Source organism: Arthrobacter sp. AOP36-C1-22, assembly GCF_052377515.1.
Taxonomy (GTDB): Bacteria; Actinomycetota; Actinomycetes; order Actinomycetales; family Micrococcaceae; genus Arthrobacter_H.
In genome coordinates this window covers 1-25,713 of sequence record NZ_JBQSWW010000033.1, presented here as the reverse complement: position 1 = coordinate 25,713, position 25,713 = coordinate 1, and the positions used below count along the sequence as shown (strand labels likewise).

Sequence of the window (25,713 nt, the reverse complement as noted above, 5' to 3'; positions counted from 1 at the left end):
TGGATCCGCGAGTTGGATCCCTGCACCGTGGCGGCCAACGACCTGGCCAGCATCGTCTTGCCGGTACCGGGGGCATCCTCGAGCAGCACGTGGCCTTCGGCGAGCATGGCCGTGAGGATCAGCTTTATCACATCGGATTTGCCCAGGATGGCCTGACCGACATTGGCCACCAGCTTCTCGAAAGTGCCGGCAAACCATTCGGCCTGTTCGTTGGTCATTGTCATCTTCTTGGTTCCTCGCTTGGTGTTCCTGCTCGACGGTGGGGTGGGGGTCCTAAGATTTCGGCCACTTGGTGACGTCATCCGACCAGACGGTCAGGCCGCCCTTGAAGAGCTCCACCGAGATCGGCATTTGGTGGTTGGCGCCGTGGAAGCAGGTGAGCTCCTGGGTCGTCTTACCATTGACGGGCACCTTCGACTGGTAGTCGTTGAACCGGTTGCTGCCGCCGTCGTCATGACAATTGGCCGTCCACGTTCCCGCGTATTTGCCGGTGAAGTTCTTCAGTTTGACCTTCAACATGTAGCAGTCTTGTGCGCAGCGTGGATCAGAGACCGGCTTGCCTGCAATCAGCTTGACCGATGGCTTGGGCGGGTCCGGGGGCGGCGGCTTCTTATTCGAGGTTTCCTTGAGCGACTTGCTCAGCGAATGCTTCCCCGCGGAATCGGTGGCCTTGATGGTCAGTTTCCGGGTCCCCTCCCAGCCGACGTCGACCTTCTGGCTCCCGTCATTGGGTGTGGATTTCCCGTTGATGCTGGCCGTGAGCGTCACCGGCCGGCCATTGGCATAGTCCGAGGCCCTCGAATTCCATTTGAACTTGACCCATTTATCTCCGTGGGAGGCCGAGCGTCCGCTGCCGTCACGCAGCGGGCCGTAGGAGCTGGTGCTGTTCGATCCGGGGCTCACGTCTCCGGCACCGGCGGCGTTGAGCGCGCGGACTCTCCAGGAGTGGGAGGAACCATTGGCATTGGTGGTGATGACCGAGCCGGGCCCTCCGAGCTTCTTCCAGGAGCCGCCGTCGGTGGAGTACTGGTAGCCGGTGATGGAGGAACCATTGGCGCCGGGCTTCTTGAACGAGAGTTTGACCTTATTATTCGTTCCCGTGGCCGAGGCCTTGGGTTTGCCGATGGCCTTGGGCCGGCCATAGGGGGTGACAGCCGTGGACTTGCCGCTCGACGGCGACGTGCCGACCTTATTCTTCGCTGTGACGGAGAAGCTGTAGGACCCGGTGGTCTTCAGGCCGGTGACCGTCTGCTGGGTGGTCCCCGAGGAGATCCCCCCGATGGTCTTGACCGTTGATCCTCCCTCCTTCACCTTCAGCGTGTAGCCCTGGATGGGTGCCCCGTTGTTCCCGGGGGCCTTCCAACTCACGTCGACCACCCCGCCGTTGACCGCCGAATCGGCACGGACCGCGACGGGGGCGTTGGGTTGGAATGGCTTGCCTGCAGGGATCACCGAGGCCGAATAGCTGCTCCACTGCGAAGGCTTGTCCGCCTTGTTCACCGCCCTGACCCGGAACTGGTAGGAGACCCCGTTCTTCAGGCCCTTCCAGGTGTGGCTGGTCCCGGTGACCCCGGTGACCTGGCTGACCCCGGTGGCCGGTGCCGGGGAGATCTCCAGCGTGTAGCTGGTCACCGCCGAGCCGTGGCTGACCGGCTTGTCCCAGTTCACCGTCGCCTGCTCGTCCCCCGAGGTGCTGTTCGGTGCGGCCGGCTGCTCCGGTTCGACATCGGGCCGGGCATCGGCCGAGGACGCGGAGGCACTTGATTCGCCCACCGCGTTGGTGGCGGTCACGGAGAAGTTGTAGACGTGGTCGTTCTCCAGCCCGGTGATCGTGCAGGTGGTGGTGTCGCAGTTCTGCTCCACGCCGTCGCCGGTCACCGTATAGGACTCGATCGGAGAGCCGTTGTTGGACGGGGCATCCCAACTCAGCACGGCCTTGGAATCACCGGTGGATTCGACCAGCGGCAGGCCGGGGGCCTCGGGTTTGCCCTTGACGTTCAGGGTCACCGTGCCGTTGACCTGGCGGTCCGGGTCCTCGGTGATGTCCCCGATCGTATAGAGGACGCGCAACGTCCCCACGAAGTCCTCGGCCGGGGTGATGGCCAGCTGGTCGCCGCGGATCTCCGCCGTGCCCTCGCCCTCTTCGCCGGTGACGCTGATGATCTCCAGAGGGCCCTGGTCCGCGTACGGGTTGTGGTCGTTCTCCAGGACCGGGACCGTCTCGGTCCTGCCCTGGTGCGCGTCCTTGACGGTGTCGTCCACGGCATCGGGCAGTTCACGGGTGGAGGCGAGCACGTTCAAGGTGATGTTCGCCGAGACCGCGTCGTTGTGCCCGTCGGTCACCGATACCTTCACCGATCCCTGGGTGCCCTTGGGGGTCTTCACGTCGGCGGAAGCGGTGAGGAAGTGGCCGTCCACGAGTTGGGTCTCCACCCCCTCGAGGTCCTGTTCCCCGACGGAGAACTCCAGCTCGTCCTCGTCGGGGTCGCTGGCGATCTGGCTCAGATCCAACCGGGCAGGGTCCTCCCCCTGGGCCACGTCGAGCGAATTGGACTGGATCGTCGGAGGTTCGTTGTCCTCCGGACGCGGCAGCACCTTGATCGGGATGGAGATCATGCTGTCCAGGCCATCGCGGTCGTCGGGCCCGGACCCGTCGGTGACCTCCACGGTCACCGAGGCGGGGCCCGAATAGTCCTCGGCGGCCTTGAAGGTGAGTTCCGTGGCCGAGCGGACCAGTTCCCCGTCGTTCTCCGGAACCGAGGAGGCCTTGGATTCATCGGTCAACCGGGGCCGGTGGCCGTCGCGGACCTGGACCAGATCTTCGAGATCGAGTTTCAGGCTCTCCCCGGCCATCACTTCCTGGGGCTTGTCACTGCGCAGCACCGGCCGCGCGCCGCCGACGCCCGGGACGATGGCGAAGGCCGTGGAAGACAGGTCGTCCTGGTCGGTGATCGTGTAGGCGATGACCTGGGAGTCGTCGCCGAGCTTGACCTTGAGCTGGTTGTCCTTGGTGACGTGGGCCGTGGCCGGCTCATCCGGCAGGGTGACCTTCAGATCGTCGATGCGCCCATCGGGGTCCTCGTCGTTCTCGAGAATGGGCAGGGTGACGTCGTCCTTGCCGACGACCTCCTGCATCGAGGCATGATCGTCGCGGGCGATCGGGGCCAGCAGCTTGGCTTCGGGATCCGATTCGACGGTCAACGTGGCGCTGGCGGTCCCGCCCCGACCATCGGTGATCTTGTACCTGACGGACAAGGAGCCCTTCTGTTTCGGGGAGGTCACCACGATCCGCCCGTTGGAGACCTTCGCGTCGACGCCGTTGGAGGTCTGCAGATCGTCGATGAGGGTGATCTGGTCGCCGTCCGGATCGGTGTCGTTGTCCATGACGTCCACGGCCACGGGCCGGTCGGGACGCACCGTGATGGAATCGTTCACGGCCACCGGCGGATTATTGGTGTTGGACAGCGGGGCGACGCCGACCATGACGGTGCCCGTCGCCCGGGCCCCCAACCGGTCTTCAACGACGTAGGAGAACACGTCGGTACCGCTGGAGTTCTTGCTGGCCGTGTATTCGATCGCCGAGCCCTTGACCTTCGCCGAGCCCAGCTTCGGGGCACCCCCGAGCTGGACGAGCGTCACCGAGTCCCCATCGGGGTCGATTCCGCCCAACGGGACCGCGATGGCGGTGGTCCCGCCGGCAAAGACCCGTCCGACGATCTGTTCGGGTGAGGGCGGGGCGTTATCGGCCACGTCCACCGGCTTCACGTGGAAGTTCACCCGGGCGTTGGCTTCCTGCCCGTCGGGTCCGGCCACGGTATAGACGGCCGAGACGTTATGTGGTTTGCCGTCGAATTCACCGGCACGGAAACGGACGGTGTCATCGGCGACGCTGATCAGCGATCCCGCTCCCAGGTCGTCGGCTTCCTTCAGTTCGGGGAGCAGGGTCAGATCCGCGCCGTTGGGGTGCAGGTCGTTCTCCAGCACATCGACCGTGGCCACGTCACCGGCCCGGACGACGACGTCGTCGGTGTTCGGTCGGGGCGGATCGAGTTTGGGTGGTGCCGGAACGGGAATCACGTTGATCTCCCCGGTGGAGACCCCGCTGCCGTTGGAGACCGTGTACTGGACCTTCATCGGTTCGGTCAGTCCACGCACATCGGTGATCCGCACGAAGCTGTTGCGTTCCACCGAGACGGTGAACGGCGCGTCGTCGGGGGCTTCGGCCCCGGTGAGGACCAGGACCCCCCCGGCAGGGTCGGAGTCGTTGCCCAGCACGTTCACCAGCACGTCCTGGCCCGCCGGCAGCAGCGCCACATCGCGGACGGCGACCGGGTTGCCGGAGTTCTGCTCGGGATCCTTGATGTCGATGCGCACCAGTCCGGGGGCACTGGCCGGGCCGTTGGTGGCCACGTATTTGGCATAGAAGGTCCCGGTGCGTTCCCCGCGGATGGTGACCGTGCCGGTGTCGGGGTTGCTGTCCACGTCCACGCCGTTGACCGATTCGACGGTGGCCAGGCGCAGCTCCGCCCCGCCGGGATCGGCGTCGTTCTTCAACGGGGAGAACGTCACCTCCTCGCCGACGTTCGCCGTCACATGGTCGGTCGCGGTCACCGGCGGGGTCGCCGATTTGGGCAGGACCTCCACCACGACACGCCCCTGGGCGCCCTCGCGCCCATCGGAGACCTGCACGGTGATTTCCTTGCGGCCGGCCTTCTTGCCGTTGTCCTGGAAGGTCAAGGCGCCATCGGGGCGGACGCGGATGACGTCCTTGTCATCGCTGGAACCGCCCAGCAGCTGGAGGTCGTCGCCGTCGGGGTCGATCCAGTCGCTCAGGATGTTCTGGGTGACCGATTCGCCTTGTTGGACCCGGAGCGTGGTGACCCGTTCCTGGCTGGGTTTGTGGTTTTCGTCCTCGGGGACGACCCGTACGGTGGCCTTTTCCGTCGCCTCGCCGCCCCGGCCGTCATTGGCCCGGTAGGTGAAGGAGGTGCTGCCGGTGGCGTCCTCGGGGACGACCATCTGGAACCCGGTGCCGTCGTTGATCTGCTGCAGGGTGCCCATCGTGGGCTGCTTGCCTTCCAACGAAGCGGTCAGCAGGTCGCCGTCGGGGTCGACGTCGTTGAACAACACCGGAAGGGCCGTGGTGCGTCCTGCCCGGACGCCGAAGGAGTCGGGTTTGGTGATGGGCTTCTTGTTCTTCTCGGTCCGGTTGGGCAGTTCGATGGCGTCGGTGACCTCCTTGGAGTCCTCCTTCTTCGCCTCGCCCTTGCCCTTGGGCGGCTCCAGATCGCTCCAGTTGCTGACGATCTGCATGCCGTCGTTGACCAGCCACACCTGGCCGGAGGTGACGTCGTTGAGCACGACGACGTCGCGGTTGACCCGGAATTGCAGATCCGAGCCGGCCGGCAGATCGGGCACCTGCCGGTTCACGTCCTGGGAGTCGTCGTCGCAATCGCGCACGTATTGGGCGCTTGACTGCCAGGCGGCGTAGGTGCACTCCCCGACCCTGACCGGCTGGATGGCGGTCCCGCCGGCTTCCAATGGCAGGTAGTCGGCGTCCCCTCCTCCCAGCGGGACATCCGCCAATTTATTGCCCAGGGCGATCACCGCATGGTCGGTATCGGGTCCGGGGGCCTGGAGCTGGCCCCCCTCCGGGTCCACGACGGTGCTGGTCTTGCCCGTGGACATCGTGACCCGTCCGGTCTTCTCGTCGAAGAGCACCGCGGTGTCCCCGACGACGCTGAGCTGTGCCGCGGAGGCATCCCCGAGCGCCTCGACGTCCTGTTCGCTGTCCTGGGTGAAGCTGCCGTCCGATTCCGGGACCCAGCTGAAGAACTTCTGCGCCTCGACGTCGACGGCCCATACCGTGTCGTCGGCGCCGACGGCGGTGAGGACCTGGCCCTTGGCATCGAGCAACGGAGGGGTGTCCTGGGAGGCGAAGGACCCGAGGTGCTCGGTGGCGGTGGCATAGACGATGCCGTGGTCGGCGTCGGTGACCGAAACGACCCCGGAACCGTAGGAGAAGGAGGAGTTGGCAGGCAGGGCGTTGTCGTCGGCGAACTGGACCATCGCCGGGTCGATCGTGGTCAAGGCGCCCTGGTCGAGGTTGCGCACGAAGACATGCTCGGCATCCTGCTCGAGATCGTAATCGGGCAACGGGGTCAGCACCCCGCCGTCGAGCACCTTGGACTCGTAGTTGAGGTGTCCGACCTTGTTGAGTTCCTTGTTCACCACCCAGACGCCGCCGTCGTTCAGATCGACGTCAGCGGTCTTGAATCCCGGATAGATGACGGCCCCGGTGATCGCCAAGGCGGAGACCGCTGACACGGCTGCCACCTTGAAACCCGTGCTTTTGCCCGGATTCGCACCCCATCGGGACATACGTGTAGTTCCTCATCAACGTCAGATTTTGTTCGGCCCCCAGCGGGAAGCAGAACCAGCCACCCTAGATCCTAACGGATGGAAGAAAACCCTGACATGGGGAGAACTCCCCCTCCCGCCAACTCGAGGTCAGTCCAGGACGAGCCCGGCGCCCTCCCCCATGGACAGGACCACGGGGTTGATATCGCCGAAACCGCGCACTTGCGTGGTCGGTTGGGGGTCCAGGACGAAGCGGTCGTCGCCTTCCAAGGTGCCCGCGGTGACGGAATCAGTCCAGACCGTGCCGGGGTCCGCGAGCGCCGTCAGCCGCGAGGCCAGGTTCACGGTGGGCCCGTAGACATCACCCAGCCGGGAGAGGATGCGCCCCCAGACGATGGAGACCCTCGCCTTGGGCAGGAAGTCGTCGTCGGCGAATTCGGTGGCCAAGGTCAGCGAGATCTGGGCCCCGGCCTGCGGGGTCTCGGCGATGAAGAGGACCTCGTCGCCGATGGTCTTGACCAGCCGTCCCCCACCGATGGAGATGATCTCGGCGCATTTGTTCTCGAAGCGCTGCACGGTCTGGGCCAGCGTGCGTTCGTTCATCCGGCGCGACAGCGAGGTGTAGGAGACCAGGTCCGCGAAGCCTACGGCGCGGGCCAACGGCAACGGGGCGTCGTCCTCGCTGCCGTCGCGGCCCTCTTCGCTGGAGGCCAGCCCCGTTTCGGCGCGGACCCCCAACCGGTGGACCGCAGCGTTCAGCTGGCGGCGCCAGGAATAGACCAGGAGCTTCTCCAGCGGATCCACCAGATCCGGGAGGCGGTCCACCAACCGTCGCCGGGCTTCGGGGTCGCTGACCCCCTGGTTCTGGACCATGTCCTCCACCAGTGCCTCGATCTGCCAAACGACCATCCGGTCGGTCATCTGCCCGATCGACCGGGTGATGGAGACCGCGGCTTCCTCGGTCAGCACCGAACTGCGCACGTTGCCCACGATCGTGCGCAAGGCTTCCAGGTCCACCTCGGTGAAGGCGACGTCGTCGTCCCCGAGGTTGGGGAAGCCCAGGGCGCGCCAGAGTTTGCGGGCGCTGAGCAGCGAGATCCCCGCCGCGGCGGCCGCCTCGCGACGGCGCATGGTGCGTTTGGCCCCGAGCAACAGCTTCTCCAGGTCCTGGGCGGATTCCTTGACCTTTTCGCGTTCCAACGCCTGGGCCAGCGGCAGGGCCCGGGTTTCCGGGCCGGCATCGGGGCTCAGCTGCGGCAGGCTCCCGGTGGAAGTCTCCGCAGACGGTGATCCATGATCGGGCGGTTCCAGGTCGGCGCTGTCCGGGTCGGACCGGTCCGTGACGGGCTCAACCGGTCCTTCTTCCACTGCTTCCTGCTCGACGGGATCCTGCCCATCCGTGGATTCCTCGGTCCGCTGCCAGGGGGCCAGCGGCAGAATAGGTAGGGCCGCGGTTCTGGGCAGGGGCTCCCGGCCCGGTGTTGCGGCGCTTTCCGCCCGCTGACCACCGTCGTCCTGCCCATCATCCATGTCCGATCCCATCCACGTGTTCCTCTGTACTACTTCCTACACCATCGAACCCCATGGTTCTGGGTAAACGCTCAATGGCGGTCACCACCAGCTCCCTGATCCGCTCGATCCGCGGCAGATGCGGGATGCGTACCGGCCCGTTGGCCGTCTCCAGCACCAGGGCCCCCGAACCGCTCGCCCGTTCGAACAGCTTCTGGCTGGTCTTCAGGGTCCGCACGAAGGCCAGCGGCAACTCCCACTGGTTCTTGGCTGCGGCACCCCGGCGCACCACGATCCGTTCGTTGGTCAAAAAGACCAGGGTCCGTCTCCATCGAACCATCGGGATGATGCACCAGGCCAGCAGGAGCACTCCAGCCACGATCGGAATGACCACCTGCAGCAACGGCACGGTCTCCACGACGGCGTCCGGCAGGTCGCTGCGGGTCAGGGTGCCCAGGGCGAAGGCGCTCAGGGCTGCCAGGATGACGAGGACGACGGCGGGACGGTTCAGGACACGACGGTGCGCACGGGTTTTGACGATCACCCACTCGTTCTCTGCCAGCCGCAGCCTCATCCACTCTTCCTTCCATCACCTGGGCGTCGCTCCCCCACGTCGGTTCCAATTCTAGGCGGGAGACCCGGTGGCCCGGATCAGGCGTAGCGTCCGTCGGCGCGACGCAGGTGCACGACGTCGCCGGCACGGATGGCCGTGGTCGTTCCGTCGGCCATCCTCACGTTCAGCGCCCCGTCGGGTTCCAACCCGACGGCGGTGCCTTCGAGGGTGGAGCCTGAAGGTAGTTCGGCCCTGACGGTCGCCCCGATCGTGGCCATGGTCCGGGCGACCCGCTCGAGCAGGGTGGCGCCGTTGTCGATCGCGTCCCCCGCCCGGCCGCCGGCCCGCAGGAACCCGGTGTAGAGCCGCGAGACCCGGCGCAGGTAGTCGCCCAGCAGGGCCGTCGTGTTCACGGTCCGCGCCCCTTCAAGGAGCAGCGAGGTGGCGGTGGGCACGGGTAGTTCCTCCCGGTCCAGGGTGACGTTGACCCCCGAACCCACCACGACGGCTGAACTTCCGGGGGCGGGAACCAGTTGCGCCAGGACGCCGGCGATCTTGCTGCCGGAGACGATCACGTCATTGGGCCATTTCAGCTCAGCGGGGACACCGGCGTATTCGCGCAGTGTCTCGGTTAGCGCCGTGGCGCAGAGCATGGACATCCAGGCGTAGGTCTCGGCGGTGGCGGGCCGACCTCCGGGGGCCGGGCGGAAGAGCAGGCTCGCCGCCAACGAGCTGCGTTCAGGGGCCTGCCAGCTGCGGTCCATCCTCCCTTTTCCTGCGGATTGGAAGTCGGTGGCCAGCACGCTGATCTGCGGCCACTCCTGGGGAGCAGCGGCGAAGGCAGCGGCCAAGTCGGCATTGGTCGATCCCGTGGACTCCACGACGTCCAGCCGGGCAATGGTCCCGGGGGCGACCAGATCACGGCGCAGAGCCTCGGCATCCAGGGGGGCACGCAGGGCGGCGGATTCGTTCATGGTTTCCAGCCTAGTCCGCTGCGTCGGTACCGGCTCAGAGGAACATGTCGGGAACCAACTGGTCCTCCGGTGCCCCCATGCTGTATCCGCTGAAGTCGGTGACCCCCTCGCCCCGCAGGACCTGCTCGTCGATGAAGAAGTTCCCGCTGCATTCACCCGCCGGCCGGGCCAGGATGGCCGCTGCGGCATCGGCGACGATGGCCTCCTTGCGTGCCCCGAGGATCAGCTTCTCCCCACCGGGCATGTTCCGAATGGCTGCGGTGTTGATGAGCGTGGCCGGCCACAGCGAGTTCACGCCGATCCCGTCGCCGCGCAGCTCCTCGGCCAGGCCGAGCGTGGTCATGCTCATCCCGTACTTGGCCATGGTGTAGGCGAGGTTGGCGCCGGCCCATTTCGGGTCCAGGTTCAGCGGTGGGGACAAGGTGAGGATATGCGGGTTCTCCGAGCGGCGCAGTGCCTCCAGGCTCAGCTTGGAGAGCAGGAACGTGCCGCGGACGTTGATGTCATGCATCAGGTCGTAACGCTTCATCGAGACCGCATCGGTGGTGGAGAGATCGATCGCCGAAGCATTGTTCACGACGATGTCGATGCCTCCGAATTCGGCCACGGTGGCATCGACGGCCGATTGCACATCGTCGTCGTTGCGGACGTCGCCCACAATCGGTAGGGCGCCGACGCCGTGAGCGCGGATCGCCTCCGCTGCCGTGTAGACAGTCCCCTCGAGGGTCGGGTGGGCCGTGGCGGTCTTGGCCATCAGGGCGATGTTCGCTCCGCCGGCTGCCAGTTGCAGGGCGATGGCCAGTCCGATGCCGCGACTTCCACCGCTCATCAGGACCGTGCGTCCTGCGAAGGGGCGGGCTCCGTCGGCGGCGTCGACTGCGGGGTTCTGGGATGCTGGTGACTCGGTCATGGCCCCAGCCTACGGGACATCCCCCACAAAGGTTACCCGTCAGTAACAAGAGGTCTCTGACCGGAACCACCCGAGCGCCACGCGGCGACTTTGTAGGGTTCCTACAGCCGACACGGCGCAGCACGTCACTAGACTGACCTTGAGGGCACGCTTGTTGTGCCATTCCTACTACTTTCAAACAGACGGGAGTCTCCCGCATGAGCGAGACCGGCCTCCAGACACCGGACGAGCAGATCGACCTGTCCACCACCGCGGGCAAGATCGCCGAATTCCGGCGCCGGCAGTCGCAGTCGCAGACCCCCTCCGGCCCGGAAGCGGTCCAGAAGCAGCACGCCCGCGGCAAGAACACCGCCCGCGAACGCATTGAACAGCTCATGGACGAGGACTCTTTCGTCGAATTCGACGCACTGGCAGTGCACCGCTCCACGGCATTCGGCATGGACGCCAAGCACCCCCTCGGCGACGGCGTCGTCTCCGGCCACGGCACGGTCGATGGCCGCCTCGTGGCCGTGTACTCCCAGGACTTCACCGTCTTCGGGGGCTCACTGAGCAAGGTCAACGGCGAAAAAATCGTCAAGGTCCAGGAGTTCGCACTGCGCAATGGCTGCCCGGTCGTGGGCATCAACGACGGCGGCGGAGCACGCATCCAGGAGGGCGTCGCCTCGCTGGCGATGTTCGCCGACATCTTCCGCAACAACGTCCACGCCTCCGGCGTCGTCCCGCAGATCTCACTGATCCTCGGCCCTTGTGCCGGCGGCGCCGCCTACTCCCCGGCCCTGACCGATTTCGTGGTGATGGTGGATAAGACCAGCCACATGTTCATCACCGGTCCGGACGTCATCAAGACGGTCACTGGCGAGGAAGTCGATATGGAGACACTCGGCGGGGCCCGCCAGCACAACGCCAACACCGGAACCGCCAGCTACCTGGCCACCGACGAGTCAGATGCCATCGACTTCGTCAAGGAACTGCTGGACTACCTGCCCAGCAACAACCTCACCGAGGCACCGCCGACGGAGTTCGAGGAGGAGCTCTCGGTCACCGACGAGGATCTGGACCTCGATACACTCATCCCGGATTCGGCCAACCAGCCCTATGACATGCGCACCGTCATCGAACACATCGTCGACGACGGCGCGTTTTTGGAGATGCAGTCGCTCTACGCGCCGAACGTGATGATCGGTTATGCCCGCGTGGAGGGGCGCAGCATCGGCATCGTCGCCAACCAGCCGATGCAGTTCGCCGGCACCCTGGATATCGCTGCCTCGGAGAAGGCCGCCCGCTTCGTGCGCCATTGCGACGCCTTCGGCCTGCCGATCCTGACCCTGGTGGACGTGCCGGGCTTCCTGCCCGGCAAGGACCAGGAGTTCCAGGGAATCATCCGCCGCGGCGCCAAACTACTCTATGCCTACGCCGAAGCCACCGTCCCCAAGCTGACCGTCATCACCCGCAAGGCCTACGGTGGCGCCTACATCGTCATGGGTTCCAAGAAGCTCGGCGCCGACCTGAACCTGGCCTGGCCCACCGCGCAGATCGGTGTCATGGGAGCCCAGGGCGCGGTGAACATCCTCTACCGCCGCGATCTGGCAGCAGTTTCCGCCGAGGGCGGGGACGTCGAAGCCCGCCGCACCCAGATCATCGACGACTATGAAACCGAGCTGCTCAACCCCTACCAGGCGGCCGAACTCGGCTACATCGATGCCGTCATCGCCCCCTCGGACACCCGGACGCAGATCGTGCGCGGGCTGCGTGCCTTACGCGATAAGCACGCCTCGCTGCCGGCCAAGAAGCACGGGAACATCCCGCTGTGACCGGGCCCGCTCGCCACCAGAACGACGCCGATGCTTCGGTGCCGCTGTTCCAGGTGGTCCGGGGGAACCCGGACGACGTCGAAGTGGCCGCCCTGACCGCGGTGCTGGCTGCCCTTCCGGGCGATGGCAAGGAACCAGAGGACAACGACGCGGCGACCTCGCGCCGCGAAGTGATGCGCAACCAGGCCTGGCAGCGCCGTCATCTGGAAGGCCAACCGGGCCCCTGGCGCAGCGGCCGCGGCTAGGCCTCGATCCACCGACGGGCTCAGGTGGCGCACGGCGTCAGCGACGAGGAGATGCCCGTCTTTTCAGGGAAAATTGAACTTGCCACAGAACAAAATTCCCACAGTCCCGCCGCAGTGTCAGTTTCATTCGATGAGCCGAACCTCATCGCCGATTCCGGGCTGGTTCCGGTCCTGAAACTGGCCCGCAACGCGGACCTGCATGAACTGGTCGATGCACGGCTCACGGTGCCTACGGACAAGGGCGCCAGCGCCGGATCCAAGATGGCGGCACTGGTTGCCGGGATGGTCGCCGGCGCGGATTCCACAGATGACATGGCCGTGCTGCGCCACGGCGGGACGAAACGGCTCTTCTCCTCCTGCTACGCCCCCTGGCCCCTGGGATCTCTCCTGCGGTCCTTCACCTTCGGGCACGTCCGCCAGCTCGACGCGGGCGCGTCCCGTTTCTTGGGAAGCCTCGCCGAGCAGGTACCCCTGCTGGGAAACCAGGAGCCCTCGGAGTCCGCGGACTCAACGCGGTGCTGGCCATCGCCTCCACGAAAGACACCGTCCCGGTGGTTCTAGCCCAACGCCTGCGCAAGGGCGCGGCGAACACCTGGATCTCGGAGGCCGAGGTTGCCGAAATACCCTTCACCGCGGTCACACGAACATCGAGCAGGTGAACGCCGACCTCAAAGACAGTTCCTTGGCGCACTTGCCGTCGGGGCATTTCGGTGCGAACAATGCGTGGCAGGCCATCGCGGTCATGGCCTACAACCGACCCGGGCCGCCGGGAAATTCGAAAAGCCAGGACCGGCACGATTCGAGCGAAACTGGTCAACGTCCCGGCCCGCATTGCCTCCAACGCAAGGAAAATGCGTCTGCACCTACCCGATGCCTGGCCCCGGCAACAGGCCCGGGAGAAGCTCTTCGCCGCTGATCGTCCACCACCTCAGCGAGCCTGAGGCATCCTTCACCAGCCGGATAACGGCATCACAAGGGCCATCGTGGAACATCCTCGGCAGCGATGCCGGGCTCTGTACAGTGCCCGGCCCTCGTTTACTCAAGAGTTCAAGCAGCGATCCAAGAACTCATCGCTGGTCGGTGGTTCAAGGCTTAGTCCGGCCGCGGCTATCGAAACCGGTAGGCCCGATCTTCAACACAGGCTTCACATGCGGCTAGGCTGTGCACTATGACCAACGCCACATCCTCAGCCACCCGTGCCCCCAGCGCCATCGATGCCGTCGCCGATGGGTTCTTCGACCGCCTCATCGAACTTGCCCCCGACTTCGCCACCTCGCTGGGCATCCCCGGCCACGAGACCGGATATTCCGACTACTCCCCTGCCGGCCAACAGGCCTATGTCGAGGCAGTCCGCACCACGCTGAAGGCGCTCGAAGGCCTCGAGCCGATCGACGACGTCGATGCCATCACCCTCGATGCCATGCGCGAACGGCTCGGCCTGGACCTAGAACTCGACGCCACCGGGATCACCCAGCTGAACAACATCGCCAGCCCGGCCCAGGACATCCGTGCCATCTTCGATTTGATGCCTACCGACACCACCGAGCAGTGGCAGCACATCAGCGGTCGTCTGGCCAATGTCTCCGCAGCCATCGACGGCTATGCAGCCTCGCTGCGCAAGAGCCGCGACGAGGGCCACGTGGCGGCCCAGCGCCAGGTACGGATCGTCATGGAACAGACCCGCAACTATGCCAAGGAAGGCGGCTTCTTCACTTCCCTCGCCGCCGGGGCACCCACCTCCGCCGGCGAACCGGCAGCAGCCCTGCGTGATGAGCTGACCACCCATGCGGCAGAGGCAGCAGCAGCATATGCCCGTCTAGCTGACTTCCTCGAAACCGAACTCCTCCCTGCCGCCCCCGCCAAGGACGCCGTGGGCAGGGAGTACTACGCCTTGTGCTCACGGCAGTTCATCGGTGCCGAGATCGACCTGGACGAGACCTATGACTGGGGCGTCGCTGAACTGGACCGGCTCATCGCCGAACAGGAGATGGTGGCCGGACAGATCAAGGAAGGCGCCTCCATCGCCGAAGCCAAGGAGATCCTCAACTCCGATCCGCTGCGCCAGCTCAAGGGCACCGAAGCGCTGAAGGCCTGGATGCAGGAAAAGGCCGACGCCGCAGTGGCGGCCATGGAGGGCGTCCACTTCGAGATCCCCGAGACCATGCGGCGCCTCGAATGCATGATCGCCCCCACGCAGGAAGGCGGCATCTACTACACCGGCCCCTCCGACGACTTCAGCCGTCCAGGCCGCATGTGGTGGTCCGTTCCTGCCGGTGAGGACGACTTCACCACCTGGTCCGAGACGACCACGGTCTACCACGAGGGGGTGCCGGGCCACCACCTGCAAGTCGGCACCGCCACCTACCGCAAGGACACCCTGAACAACTGGCGCCGCAATGCCTGCTGGGTTTCCGGCCACGGTGAGGGCTGGGCTCTCTACGCCGAGCGCCTAATGCTGGATCTGGGCTACCTCGCAGACCCCGGGGACCATATGGGCATGCTGGACATGCAGCGGATGCGTGCCGCCCGCGTCCTCTTCGACATCGGCGTCCACCTCGAGCTGGAGATGCCGTCCCAATGGGGCAGCGGCCCGTGGACCCCCGAGAAGGGGTACGAGTTCCTCTCCAAGCACCTGGACATCTCCGAAGGCCAGCGCCGGTTCGAGTTCACCCGCTACCTCGGCTGGCCCGGCCAGGCGCCTTCCTACAAGGTGGGACAGCGTCTCTGGGAACAGATCCGCGATGCCCGCCGCGATGCCGAAGGTGATGACTTCGACCTCAAGGCCTTCCACAGCCAGGCGCTGAACATGGGATCCGTCGGTTTGGACACCCTACGCCGGGCCCTGCTGCCCGCCAACTGAACAGCGTTGCCCAGCAACTGAACCACCGCGGACGACGCCGGGACTCCTATCAGGCTCCCGGCGTCGTGCCTATTCAGCGCCGACCCAGGCGGGGCGGTGGTCGCAGGTAGTCGGTCAGAAAACCACCCAGTACGCCCGCAACCAGGACGGCCAGGGCCGGCCACAACATCACCGGCCCCGTCAATGCCCTGACGTCGACATCGGTCCACGCGCCCAGCGCCAACACGGCGGCAACATAGCCGATGGCTAGTACGCCCGCGGTCGTGATCACATGAACGCCCGGCGACCGCCGCTTCACCTCTGCGAAGCTCTCTGCATAGTCTACAGATTTTCCGAACTCGGATTCCGCTGTATTTCCGGAGATCGCTAGGTGCGCGTGGATCTCCTCGATCACTTCGGACACCTGCCTCTCCTGGAGCCCTCGCAGGCGCAGATAGTAGGCCAATTCGTGCTCGTAGGTCATGATGCGTCCCGTCGTACTGTTCGAAGAAAAGCCAAATTTTCGGTCATGTGCTCCCATGCAGCGTGTCCTCGTTCGAGTTCTGCCGCTCCGAGGGGGGTCAGGGCGAAAACCTTGCGTCCCGGGCCCGCCTCCTGTTGCTCCCATTGGTGGTCGACCAACCCCTGTTCCTCGAGCCGCCGTAGAAGTGGATACAGGGTGCCCCCCTTGAGTCGTTCGAACCCGTTGCCGTGCAGGACCTTGATCATGGCGTATCCGTGCTGCCGCCCGGCCCTAAGCAGTGCAAGCACCGCTTGCGGCAAGGCCGCCCGCGCCAATTCGGACGACCAATCGATTTCATTCATATTAGATAGTAACCCTACTTACATAGTGTCGCCGTCTAGTTCGATGGAGAACTACCAGCGCCCCACGTGAAGCCGGTAACGGAAAAGCGGGATGCCCCACACCGAAATCGGGAATGAACCCGCCGATCCCTTGCGGGACAAGGGATCGGCGGCGGTTCCGGCCCAGCAGCGCTACACGGCCGCGTCATAAAGTGAAATATCGACTCTTCGGGGTGTAGCTTTCCGCCCTACGGTCATTCCGTGAGCACATCAACCAAACCCCACCGCACTTTGCCCCGCTGGGTGACCGCCTTCGGCCCCCAGATCGTCGCAGGCCTGGTTCTCGGCGTCGTCCTCGGACTGGTCGCCAAATACACCGGCAGCACCTCCGAGTCCCCCAACGCCCTCGGCGCCACCCTGGACACCATCGGATCCAGCTACGTCTCGCTGCTGCGCGCAGCGGTCATCCCGCTGGTCTTCTTCGCCGTCGTCGCTTCCATCGCCAACCTGGCCCAGGTCACCAACGCCGCCAGACTGGCGTGGCGGACCATCCTCTGGTTCGGTATCACCGCCCTGATCGCCGTGCTGATCGGCATGGGATTAGGCACCTTCATCCGCCCCGGTGTCAACACCGGCCAAAGCGCCCCGGAGGACTATGTCGGCAAGACCGGCGACTGGTGGGCCTTCCTCACCGGGCTGATCCCCGAGAACTTCCTGGGCCTGGAAACCAGCAGCAAGGTCGCCGAATCCGGTGACGTATCCACGAGCCTGTCCTTCAACGTCCTGCAGGTCCTGGTCATCGCCGTGGCCGTGGGCATCGCGGCACTGAAGATCGGCTCCGCAGCCAAGCCCTTCCTGGATCTGAGCGCCTCGCTGCTCTCCATCATCCAGAAGATCCTGTGGTGGATCATCCGCCTGGCGCCGCTGGGCACCGTCGGGCTGATCGGCAACGCGACCGCCTCCTACGGCTGGGACACCATGGGCGCGCTGGGCAAGTTCGTCATCGCCATCTACCTGGGCCTGGCCCTGGTGCTCTTCGTGGTCTATCCGATCTTGGTCAAGGCCCACGGCCTGGGCGTGCGTTCCTACTACTCAGGGGTCTGGCCGGCAGTCCAGCTCGGCTTCGTGTCCCGTTCCTCGATCGGCACGCTGCCACTGACCCAGCGCGTCACCGAACGCAACCTGGGAGTCCCGCGCGGCTACGCCTCGTTCGCCGTCCCGCTGGGCGCGACGACCAAGATGGATGGCTGTGCCGCGATCTACCCGGCCATCTCGGCGATCTTCGTGGCCCAGTTCTTCGGTATCGACCTGGACGTCACCCAGTACATCCTCATCGCCATCGTCTCGGTCCTGGGCTCCGCAGCCACCGCCGGGACCACGGGTGCCGTGGTGATGCTGACGCTGACGCTTTCCACACTGGGCCTGCCATTGGCCGGCGTCGGCCTGCTGCTGGCCGTGGACCCGATCCTGGACATGGGCCGCACCGCGGTCAACGTCGCCGGACAGGCACTGATCCCGGTGATCGTCGCCAAACGCGAAGGCATCCTGGACCACGACCTCTACAACGCCCCGCGCAACGGCACCGCGTTCGCCGACGAGTTCGACGATGCCCGCGAGGCAGAAGCCGCCGAAACGGAAGAAGCCCGGAAAACGGCACCGGTTGAGGCCTCCTCCGTCTGCTAAGGTCCAGCACGCTCACCACCTCGGGGCTCCGCACTGCCATCACGCAGTGCGGAGCCCCGCTTCGCTTCGTCCATGCCTCTCGCGGTCATAAACCACAATTTGCACGGCGTGCAAACTTGCACGTAGTGTAAAGAGTGTGAATCCGCTCCCCGAACCATCCGCCACCGCTCCATCGCGCCGCGAGATCAACAAGACAGCGACCCGCGGCGCCATCGTGGACGCCGCCATGGCGCTGCTGCGCACCGAAGGCTTCGAGGCAGTGACCGCCGAACGCGTGGCAGAAGCCGCCGGCGTCTCGCGGCGCACCTTCTTCAACTACTTCTCCTCCCTCGAAGCCGCCCTGAACGGGCCCACCGAGGCCTTCGTGGACCACGTCCTGCAGCTCTTCGAAGCCCAACCACGTGAGTTGCCGATCATGTCGGCGGCGGTGAACGCACTCAACGGCATTGCCGACCGCAGCCTGTTGGGCCCCGTGGCCGAACTCGTCGCGGTCTCCCACAGCAGCCCGCAGTTGGACCGCCTCGAACTCGAGGCCTGGAACAACTGCGCCGAGCGCCTGGTCGAGACGATCGTGGCCCGTGTGCCGGCTACCGACCCGTTGACCGCCTCGGTCTTCGCGAACTCCATCATCGGGGCGGGTCGCGCCGCCTTCGACTTCTGGATCGAACAGGCCGGCGGCGATCTCTCCGACGCCTCGTTGACTGTCCTGCAGGACAACCTGACCTCCGCACTGAGCCAGCTCCGCGATGGCTTCCCCACCCTGAACGTACCGGCCGCTTCGGCCCAGATCCGAGAGGCCTGATCCATGGCCACCTTCCTGTATAAACTCGGCCGCATGGCCTACCGCCGCCGCTGGGCCGTCATCTCTGCATGGCTCGTCGGGCTCCTGGCGATCGGCCTGTCGGCCAGCGCCTTCATGGGCACCCTGACCAACAGCTTCTCCATTCCCGGCACCGAAACCCAGACCGCGCTGGACAAGCTCAAGAAGGAGATGCCCGAATTCTCCGGAGGCAGCGGTTCAATCGTCTACCAGACCTCGGACGGGAAGAACTTCACCACCGCGCAGAAGAAGGCCGTCGCCTCCTCGCTCGACGAGCTCGAAGCCCTCACGGACGTTCGTGAGGCTTCCAACCCCTTCACCACGCAGAAGGAGCTAGATGATGCCCAGCAGAAACTCGACGATTCGAAAAAGGAGCTGACCGACGGAGAAGACCAGCTCAAGGACGGACGCGAGCAGCTGGCCGATGGCAAGGACCAGATCGCCGACGCCAAGAAGGAGATCGCCGACGGCCGCCAGAAGCTCGAAACCGAACAAGCCAAGATCGATGACGGACGCGCCGAGCTCAAGGATGCGAAGGCGGAACTCGATGGCGCCGCTCAAGCAGGAGCCATCCCCCCGCAACAGCTCGCCGCCAATCGCGCCAAGCTGGAGGCAACCCAGAAGCAGCTTGATCAGGGCCAGGCCAAGATCGACGCCACGACCGAACAACTCGACGCCGCCGAGCAGCAGCTCTCCTCGAAGGAATCCAAGGTCTCCGCGAGCGAGAAGAAGCTCGAAGAATCAGCGAAGGAGCTCGAACAAGGCAAGAAGGATCTGGCCCTGGGCAAGCGTCAGGCCGAGTCCACCGAAGGCATGCGCTTCGTCTCCAAGGACGGCACGACAGTTGCCGTCAACGTCACCTTCACCGGCTCGGCCGACGCCCTGACCCCCGATGTCCGCGATGAGATCAAGGACATTGCCGGCGAGGCGACGTCCACCGGCCTCGACGTGGACTATTCGACGGAAATCGTCCAGGACATCTCCTCGATCTTCGGCTCGGCCGAGATCATCGGTCTGGTGATCGCCGCCGTCGTCCTGTTGGTCATGCTCGGGACGTTCGTCGCCGCAGGCCTCCCACTGCTTATGGCCGTCCTCGGTGTCGGAGCCGGTGTCGGCGGAACCCTCGCCCTGTCCAGCGCGATCGAGATGGCCTCCATCACCCCGGCGCTGGCACTGATGCTCGGGCTGGCTGTGGGCATCGACTATTCGCTGTTCATTGTGCACCGACATCGCCGTCAGCTCCTCGACGGAATGGAAATCGAGGAATCCATCGGCCGGGCAACCGGCACCAGCGGAAACGCCGTGGTGTTCGCCGGCCTGACGGTCATCATCGCGCTGTCGGCACTTGCCGTTCCCGCCCTTCCGTTCCTCTCGGTACTGGGCCTCTCCGCGGCCTTCACCGTGGCCATGGCCGTGCTGATCGCCATCACGCTCACACCCGCACTGCTGGGCATCATCGGCCCGAAGCTGGTCAGCAAGCGTGCTTGGCGCAAGGCCGCCGCAGCTACCGCCCCGGAAGCCACCCCCGCTTCCGAAGGCACCGATTCGGCAGCCCACCCCAACGCCGCCGGCAACCGCGGCTGGGGCGCCTTCGTGACCAAACGCCCCGTACTCATGAGCGTCGTCGGCGTTCTTCTGCTGGGCATCATGGCCGTGCCGGCCCTGCAACTACGCACTGCCCTTCCCGATGGCAGCGCTGAACCTGTCGATTCGAGCGCCCACCAGGCATACGACCTGCTCAGCGATAAATTCGGCGCTGGTTACAACGGACCGATCATCGCCTTGGCGGACCTGCCGGCAGGGTTGGACGCCGATGAAGCCGAGGCCAAGAACCTGGACATCGCCGATCAACTGCGCGGCATCAACGGCGTCGTCGCCGCGGTTCCCGTGGGCATCAACGACGCGAACACACTCGCCGTGCTGCAGATCGTCCCTCAGGAGGGTCCGGCCGACCCGGCCACCGAACAGGTAGTCACCGATATCCGCAACGCCTCCACGGCCATCGAAGCGGAGACCGATTCGCATCTGGCCCTGACCGGCCAGGTCACCGCGCAGATCGACGTCTCCGAACGCCTCGCCGAGGTGTTGCCGCTCTACTTGGGCATCGTCGTCGGCCTCTCCCTGGTGCTGCTGTTGCTGGTCTTCCGCTCCGTGATCGTGCCGGTACTGGCCACTGGGGGCTTCCTCCTGTCCCTCTTGGCATCGTTTGGTGCCACGGTCGCGGTGTATCAGTGGGGTTGGCTCTCCGGGGTGTTCGGCGTTGCGACGCCTGGACCGATCATGAGTTTCCTGCCGATCCTGCTCATCGGAATCCTCTTCGGGCTGGCCATGGACTATCAGGTGTTCCTGGTCTCGGGCATGCGCGAGTCTTTCGTCCACGGCCAGCGCCCGCGGGCCGCCGTGCGCTCCGGGTTCGCACATTCCGCGCCGGTGGTTACCTCCGCGGCACTGATCATGACTAGCGTCTTCGCCGGCTTCATCTTTTCCGAGCTGACGATGATCCGGGCGATCGGATTTGCCTTGGCAATCGGGGTGCTGCTGGATGCCTTCGTGGTCAGGATGACGATCACCCCGGCGATCATGCACCTGCTGGGCCGCCGCGCCTGGTACATCCCGAAGTGGCTGGACAAGGTGCTTCCCGATGTGGACGTCGAAGGCGCGAAGATCGCCGCGCTGGCCACGCCAGGGACGGCCGGAGGTTCCTCCGACACCTCCGACTCCGGTCCCGACTCCGATGGCCCCCATGGCGGGGACCACGATGGGCACGAAGAGCCGGGCGCCGGGGGTTCGCGCCATCCGGCGCACCGTGCCGACGGCCCCGACGACGCACTACGGTAGAGCCATGAGCATGGACCCTTCCTCCCCCAACACCGTCAACGCCGATCCTGTAGCCCAGGTGACCGAGGAGGAACCGCCACTGCTGGTGTTGGCCTCCCGGTCTCCAGGGCGGGCCCGGATCCTGACGGACGCGGGCATCGGTTTCGAGACCATCGTCTCCGATGTCGATGAGGACGCTGCCGTGGCCGGGGCCGTCGAGCGCCTGGGTGGCTCCCTGGATGCACCGTCGATGGCGTTGCTGCTGGCCCGGACCAAGGCGGAATCGGTGGCAGCCCTCGAGGCAGCAGATGGCGCCGTGGTCCTGGGCTGCGACTCGGTTTTCGAACTCGACGGGGTGTCCTACGGCAAGCCCCATACCGCCGAGGTCGCCACGGAACGCTGGAAGGCGATGCGCGGGCGGACCGGGGTTCTGCACACCGGGCATTGGCTCGTGGACAACCGCAGCACTGAAGAAGACGACGGCGGCACGGGGGCCACCCTGGGAACCGTGACTTCGGCGTCGGTCAGTTTCGACGAGGTCACCGACGAGGAGATCGAGGCCTATGTGACCACCGGCGAACCGCTGCCCTGCGCCGGGGCCTTCACGATCGATGGCCGAGGCGGGGCCTTCATCACCGGCATCGACGGGGACCCGCATACGGTCATCGGCCTGTCCGTGAACACACTGCGTCACCTGCTGGCCTCCGCGGCGCTGTCCGTCACCGATCTCTGGATCTGATTCATTTCAAGAAAGTACTTGCAAGAATGGAAAGTACTTTCTAAGCTGAATGCATCAGGTGGTCGGGCTCTCCGGCCCAGCCGCCCCATCCCAGGAGTCGAGATGCAAACATCAGAGAACAAGACAGCCAACGGCCAGCGCTACGCATGGATCGGCTTTGCCCTCGGCATCGCCTGCATGCTGGGCCTGTTCATCTTCGGCCTGATCACCGGCAAACCCCAACTGCCGGTCATGGCCGGGTCCATCGGCGCCCTGTTGGGCGCCGTCTGGGCCTCCACCTCCGCCGCGGCCACTGCCGCCGCACGCCGCGAGTCCCTGGAACCGGCGACGCAGGAACCGCTCCCGGAAACCGCCCCCGCCCCTCCCACCGCCGAAGCCGCACGCGGCCTACTGGAGGAGGCCAGCCGATTGGAGTCCGCCTCCCGGGCCGGGGCCAGCTGGCCGCATATCACCATGCTCCTGGGACTCGGGGCCATCAGTTCCCTGACCATGATCTCCTTCTGGTTCGTCGGACGATTCGACGAGTCCGCCGTGGTCCTGCCGCTCGTCGCCCTCTTGATATGGCTCGGGATCCTCATGGCCTTCATGCTGGTCTTCGGGCGCTCCACGAAACGAGGCTTCGCCCGGCGCTGGGTGACGTTCATGTCGATCTGGGGTGGACTGTGGGCCCTCGGTGTCATTCTCACGACCAGCGTGTTTTCCGGCGAACTGTGGTTCACCATCGTCATCGCCACCGCACTGACGCTGAACTCGGTCATCGGTGCCTGGCTGGAGGCGGGCAAATGAACACGGAAACCGACAGCAACGAGGAGCACCCTCGGCTGAAGCTCTCCGACCAGCTGGCCCACCCGGTGCGCTTCTCTCTGGTCGCGGCCATCGCCGGCACCGACGAAACGGAATTCGCCGTCGCGCGGGACCATCTACAGGTCAGCGATTCCGTCCTCAGCCGTCAGGCCTCCCAACTCGAAACCGCAGGGATCGTGAAGATCCGCAAGGGGTTCGTGGGCAAACGCCCACGGACCTGGTTTTCACTCACACGCGACGGACGAGCGACCTGGGAGCAGCATCTGGCAGCCCTGCGGGACATCGCCGCGGGCGGCTAGGGCACCACGGTTTATACCTCAACTAGATACCCCGCTGGCTGCGGCGCAGACGGGACCTTGCGGCGCATCGGGCAGGCTGGGTGTTTATGACTCCCAACCGGTTGCGTCATCGTCGTCTTTCCCGACTCAAGAATCAGATGCAGGCTAGCAGCCGGGCGAACACCACGTTCTGACCACCAACAGTAGAAAGTCCCCGCCAAATTGTCCCTCTCGCAGCAGACTCCTAGAATGGCAGCGTGACCAGTACAAATGCGCAACACCTAAATCTCGACTTTCAGCAAGCAGACCTTCGCACCGATGACAGCAGGGTCATATTGCAGGTCCTGCGGGCTATCGTCATGGTTTCTGACCTCAAGCCCGGGGAGGCGGACGAGATGCGCCGTACGTGGAATCGATGCCTGTGGATTCCGGATGAAAACGCATCCGATAGCGATTCCATTCCGCACTCCGTGATCAAACGTGACCCGAACATGAGCTGGGCACTATTCCATGAGCTGCTTGTCGGGACCGCAACAAGCATCGGCATCGAATCCTGCCGCGGTGAATACTTGATGTTCCACGCCGCGGCTCTTGCACATCCAAGGTCCGGGCAGGCCATCGCCTTGGTAGCCCCCAGCGGCACGGGCAAAACGACTGCGGCCCGAAAACTAGGCACGGCACTGTCCTACCTCACCGATGAAACCACGGTTATCTCCACCGGCCGATCGATGATCCCTTATCCGAAACCGCTTTCTTTATTCTCTGATTCAGGGACACGCCCCAAGAACCAGCATTCCCCTGATGAATTCGGCTTCCTCCCGTCTGTGGCCCATGCCGAACTTTCCCGTCTCGCCATCCTCGACAGGGTGAAGGACCAGGGCTTGGACTCCGCCTATTTCGTTGAGCTCTCGAAGCTCGAAATGCTTGAACGACTCATCCCTGAAAGTTCCTCACTAGCGCAACTTCCCCGGGGCCTGGCTGCTCTCTGCACACTCGTGGATTCATTGGGAGGCGTCCAGGCGGTGAGGTACACCGAGGCCGAGCAGCTCATTCCTCTGCTAGTCAAAGATCTGGAATCACCGCAACCCGCCCACGGTCCAGATGACGGCTCATGGCATGAACTTCCGTTGGAGGGTGACGAGAGTGTGCCTCCTGCGCCGGGGCGATACCGTCGAGTCCGTGTCGATGATGCGTTGATGATTGATGGATCCGTGGCCCTGTTGAAGGGTCAGGAATTCACCGTCCTCGACGGACTAGGTCCCATGATCTGGGAATCGCTAGCCAAGTGGACCAGCACAGAATCATTAACTGACGCTTTGATCCTCGCATTCGGCCCACACCCCGAGGCGCGTCTCATCGTCGAGGCCACCCTCGAGAATCTAGAAGGTCGCGGTCTCGTGGAAGAATCAGTGTCCTGCACCAGTTGATGCCGGAGGCACCCTTGACCCGCATCGACCCCGGACAGTAGGCGTCGGCACAAGTTCCTGAAGAGCTGATCTTCGGACGCCTCGCCCCATGGGGACGCCGCCACGTCGACGACGTGCGGCTAGGGGGGCCCTAGGTTTCCAAATGGCCAAATCACTGCTGCTACTTCACCGACGACATCCCCCTCCGGGACGAATTTTGCGCACTCGCTACCCTCTCCCGGGGCCAGCATCCGGCAGTCCGCAACGCTGTCAGCAGACCGACTCCGATGATCACCCATCACCAGATAGTGCCCTTCCGGCACTTTCACTGGCCCAAAACACCTCGGAGACCGTGCTGCGTCAGTACAGTCGATACTTCCGGAAACGAACTCGAAATCCTCGAAGAGATAGGGCTCTTCCACTGGCTCGCCATTTCTCAGGAGGCTACCCTCAGCGGTGCAACATTCAACGGTATCCAGTGGTGAGCCGATAATGCGCTTCACCAGGTAGTGGGTATTGGACGGACCAACCCCTGTCACGTCTCCGATTCCCTTGACGACGCTCTTCAACGCCGAGGGCTTCTCGACCGAGCTCGCGTCGTTCCAGTCCCCTGGCTCGCTGAAAACCACGATGTCGCCGTTCTCCGGTGCCGAAAAGTGCAGGCCGATCCTGTTGGCCACGATCCTATCCCCGACTTCGAGCGTTCGCTCCATGGACTCAGAGGGGACCTGATAGATCTTCGCTACGAACAACTGGACCAAGACCAGGACCAACAGGGCAGCCCCGAAATTCAGAATGAACGTGAGCGTCAAGGGAAGTTTCTTCTCTTTCTGCCTTTTGCTGTTAGTCACTGGAACATCCTAGGCAGACAGCGCTGTCGGCAACCAACGCCTACAGCCTTCCGTACGAATTTTCGCGGACATTCCTGGGTGCCACATGCCCGGCCGCCGCCAGAGACGTGCGGAGTTGACGCGCTGATGCGAAGCCTGAGTGTTTGGCGATCTGATCGACCGAGAGAGCATCGTAGGCGCTATTCTGCAAGAGCTGCACGGCCAGTTCGACCCTGAGATTGCGGATCCGTCCGGCTGGCGAATCGTTTCGGACAGTGAATTCCCGCTGGAGTTTCCTGATGGAGACGTTCAGATCCCGCGCCACGGTACC

At 64.9% G+C, this 25,713-nt stretch carries 20 protein-coding genes and 1 pseudogene; 11 read left to right on the top strand and 10 right to left on the bottom strand.

What is annotated here, in order from left to right; translation table 11 throughout:
• The 6 genes from ACT3S6_RS14390 to ACT3S6_RS14365 all read right to left on the bottom strand — a co-directional run.
• Window positions 1-224 (bottom strand): AAA family ATPase (locus ACT3S6_RS14390; RefSeq protein ID WP_444555521.1); only part of this gene is annotated, 224 nt, incomplete at its 3' end.
• 49 nt (window positions 225-273) lie between these two features.
• Window positions 274-6,327, bottom strand: coding sequence for an Ig-like domain-containing protein (locus ACT3S6_RS14385; RefSeq protein ID WP_444555520.1), 6,054 nt, complete (start codon window positions 6,325-6,327; stop codon window positions 274-276).
• A gap of 183 nt (window positions 6,328-6,510) precedes the next feature.
• Window positions 6,511-7,890, bottom strand: a complete 1,380-nt coding sequence (locus ACT3S6_RS14380; protein WP_444555519.1) for an adenylate/guanylate cyclase domain-containing protein — start codon at window positions 7,888-7,890, stop codon at window positions 6,511-6,513.
• A complete protein-coding gene (locus tag ACT3S6_RS14375) occupies window positions 7,883-8,443 on the bottom strand; it encodes a PH domain-containing protein (RefSeq protein WP_444555518.1) in 561 nt (186 codons plus the stop codon). Before ACT3S6_RS14375 ends, ACT3S6_RS14380 begins: the two co-directional genes overlap by 8 nt.
• A gap of 77 nt (window positions 8,444-8,520) precedes the next feature.
• Window positions 8,521-9,396 (bottom strand): biotin--[acetyl-CoA-carboxylase] ligase, encoded by an 876-nt coding sequence (locus ACT3S6_RS14370; protein ID WP_444555517.1) that lies wholly within the window; start codon window positions 9,394-9,396, stop codon window positions 8,521-8,523.
• 34 nt (window positions 9,397-9,430) lie between these two features.
• Window positions 9,431-10,306 (bottom strand): SDR family oxidoreductase, encoded by an 876-nt coding sequence (locus ACT3S6_RS14365; protein ID WP_444555516.1) that lies wholly within the window; start codon window positions 10,304-10,306, stop codon window positions 9,431-9,433.
• 197 nt (window positions 10,307-10,503) lie between these two features.
• On the opposite strand from ACT3S6_RS14365, the gene ACT3S6_RS14360 reads away from it, so the two are divergent.
• The 4 genes and pseudogenes from ACT3S6_RS14360 (at window position 10,504) to ACT3S6_RS14345 (ending at window position 15,222) form a co-directional block, all read left to right on the top strand.
• Complete coding sequence (locus tag ACT3S6_RS14360; protein ID WP_444555515.1) at window positions 10,504-12,117, top strand: acyl-CoA carboxylase subunit beta; 1,614 nt, start codon at window positions 10,504-10,506, stop codon at window positions 12,115-12,117.
• Window positions 12,114-12,362, top strand: a complete 249-nt coding sequence (locus ACT3S6_RS14355; protein WP_444555514.1) for an acyl-CoA carboxylase epsilon subunit — start codon at window positions 12,114-12,116, stop codon at window positions 12,360-12,362. The genes ACT3S6_RS14360 and ACT3S6_RS14355 overlap by 4 nt, the downstream gene beginning before the upstream one ends.
• 51 nt (window positions 12,363-12,413) lie before the next feature.
• A pseudogene (locus ACT3S6_RS14350) lies at window positions 12,414-13,303 on the top strand (hypothetical protein).
• Between the two features lie 227 nt (window positions 13,304-13,530).
• A complete protein-coding gene (locus tag ACT3S6_RS14345) occupies window positions 13,531-15,222 on the top strand; it encodes a DUF885 domain-containing protein (RefSeq protein WP_444555513.1) in 1,692 nt (563 codons plus the stop codon).
• Window positions 15,223-15,295: 73 nt separating this feature from the next.
• On the opposite strand, the gene ACT3S6_RS14340 is transcribed toward ACT3S6_RS14345, so the two are convergent.
• Both ACT3S6_RS14340 and ACT3S6_RS14335 read right to left on the bottom strand, forming a co-directional pair.
• Complete coding sequence (locus ACT3S6_RS14340) at window positions 15,296-15,685, bottom strand: hypothetical protein (RefSeq protein ID WP_444555512.1); 390 nt, start codon at window positions 15,683-15,685, stop codon at window positions 15,296-15,298.
• Window positions 15,682-16,026, bottom strand: coding sequence for a PadR family transcriptional regulator (locus ACT3S6_RS14335; RefSeq protein WP_444555511.1), 345 nt, complete (start codon window positions 16,024-16,026; stop codon window positions 15,682-15,684). Before ACT3S6_RS14335 ends, ACT3S6_RS14340 begins: the two co-directional genes overlap by 4 nt.
• A 240-nt stretch (window positions 16,027-16,266) precedes the next feature.
• Between ACT3S6_RS14335 and ACT3S6_RS14330 the strand changes: the two genes are divergently transcribed.
• From ACT3S6_RS14330 to ACT3S6_RS14300, 7 genes are all read left to right on the top strand, one after another.
• A complete protein-coding gene (locus tag ACT3S6_RS14330; RefSeq protein ID WP_444555510.1) occupies window positions 16,267-17,688 on the top strand; it encodes a dicarboxylate/amino acid:cation symporter in 1,422 nt (473 codons plus the stop codon).
• Window positions 17,689-17,824: 136 nt separating this feature from the next.
• Window positions 17,825-18,490 carry a TetR/AcrR family transcriptional regulator gene (locus ACT3S6_RS14325; RefSeq protein ID WP_444555509.1) on the top strand — a complete coding sequence of 222 codons (666 nt, stop codon included), beginning with the start codon at window positions 17,825-17,827 and terminating at the stop codon, window positions 18,488-18,490.
• Window positions 18,491-18,493: 3 nt separating this feature from the next.
• Window positions 18,494-21,346 carry an MMPL family transporter gene (locus ACT3S6_RS14320; RefSeq protein WP_444555508.1) on the top strand — a complete coding sequence of 951 codons (2,853 nt, stop codon included), beginning with the start codon at window positions 18,494-18,496 and terminating at the stop codon, window positions 21,344-21,346.
• A gap of 4 nt (window positions 21,347-21,350) precedes the next feature.
• Window positions 21,351-22,064, top strand: a complete 714-nt coding sequence (locus ACT3S6_RS14315) for a Maf family protein (RefSeq protein ID WP_444555507.1) — start codon at window positions 21,351-21,353, stop codon at window positions 22,062-22,064.
• Between the two features lie 102 nt (window positions 22,065-22,166).
• Complete coding sequence (locus tag ACT3S6_RS14310) at window positions 22,167-22,850, top strand: hypothetical protein (RefSeq protein ID WP_444555506.1); 684 nt, start codon at window positions 22,167-22,169, stop codon at window positions 22,848-22,850.
• Window positions 22,847-23,167 (top strand): winged helix-turn-helix domain-containing protein, encoded by a 321-nt coding sequence (locus ACT3S6_RS14305; RefSeq protein WP_444555505.1) that lies wholly within the window; start codon window positions 22,847-22,849, stop codon window positions 23,165-23,167. Before ACT3S6_RS14310 ends, ACT3S6_RS14305 begins: the two co-directional genes overlap by 4 nt.
• A 236-nt stretch (window positions 23,168-23,403) precedes the next feature.
• A complete protein-coding gene (locus tag ACT3S6_RS14300; protein WP_444555504.1) occupies window positions 23,404-24,573 on the top strand; it encodes a PqqD family peptide modification chaperone in 1,170 nt (389 codons plus the stop codon).
• A 119-nt stretch (window positions 24,574-24,692) separates the two neighbouring features.
• Here ACT3S6_RS14300 and lepB read toward each other — a convergent pair whose 3' ends face one another.
• Window positions 24,693-25,403, bottom strand: coding sequence for a signal peptidase I (gene lepB, locus ACT3S6_RS14295; RefSeq protein WP_444555503.1), 711 nt, complete (start codon window positions 25,401-25,403; stop codon window positions 24,693-24,695).
• A gap of 40 nt (window positions 25,404-25,443) precedes the next feature.
• A partial coding sequence (locus ACT3S6_RS14290) for a helix-turn-helix domain-containing protein (protein WP_444555502.1) occupies window positions 25,444-25,713 on the bottom strand: 270 nt, incomplete at its 5' end.

What these genes read in the sequence shown, in the direction of transcription:
- ACT3S6_RS14380 (WP_444555519.1), bottom strand. Translation starts at nt 7,890, where the DNA reads ATGGATGATGGGCAGGACGACGGTGGTCAGCGGGCGGAAAGCGCCGCA.
- ACT3S6_RS14375 (WP_444555518.1), bottom strand. Translation starts at nt 8,443, where the DNA reads ATGAGGCTGCGGCTGGCAGAGAACGAGTGGGTGATCGTCAAAACCCGT.
- ACT3S6_RS14370 (WP_444555517.1), bottom strand. Translation starts at nt 9,396, where the DNA reads ATGAACGAATCCGCCGCCCTGCGTGCCCCCCTGGATGCCGAGGCTCTG.
- ACT3S6_RS14365 (WP_444555516.1), bottom strand. Translation starts at nt 10,306, where the DNA reads ATGACCGAGTCACCAGCATCCCAGAACCCCGCAGTCGACGCCGCCGAC.
- ACT3S6_RS14360 (WP_444555515.1), top strand. Translation starts at nt 10,504, where the DNA reads ATGAGCGAGACCGGCCTCCAGACACCGGACGAGCAGATCGACCTGTCC.
- ACT3S6_RS14345 (WP_444555513.1), top strand. Translation starts at nt 13,531, where the DNA reads ATGACCAACGCCACATCCTCAGCCACCCGTGCCCCCAGCGCCATCGAT.
- ACT3S6_RS14340 (WP_444555512.1), bottom strand. Translation starts at nt 15,685, where the DNA reads ATGACCTACGAGCACGAATTGGCCTACTATCTGCGCCTGCGAGGGCTC.
- ACT3S6_RS14335 (WP_444555511.1), bottom strand. Translation starts at nt 16,026, where the DNA reads ATGAATGAAATCGATTGGTCGTCCGAATTGGCGCGGGCGGCCTTGCCG.
- ACT3S6_RS14320 (WP_444555508.1), top strand. Translation starts at nt 18,494, where the DNA reads ATGGCCACCTTCCTGTATAAACTCGGCCGCATGGCCTACCGCCGCCGC.
- ACT3S6_RS14315 (WP_444555507.1), top strand. Translation starts at nt 21,351, where the DNA reads ATGAGCATGGACCCTTCCTCCCCCAACACCGTCAACGCCGATCCTGTA.
- ACT3S6_RS14310 (WP_444555506.1), top strand. Translation starts at nt 22,167, where the DNA reads ATGCAAACATCAGAGAACAAGACAGCCAACGGCCAGCGCTACGCATGG.
- ACT3S6_RS14305 (WP_444555505.1), top strand. Translation starts at nt 22,847, where the DNA reads ATGAACACGGAAACCGACAGCAACGAGGAGCACCCTCGGCTGAAGCTC.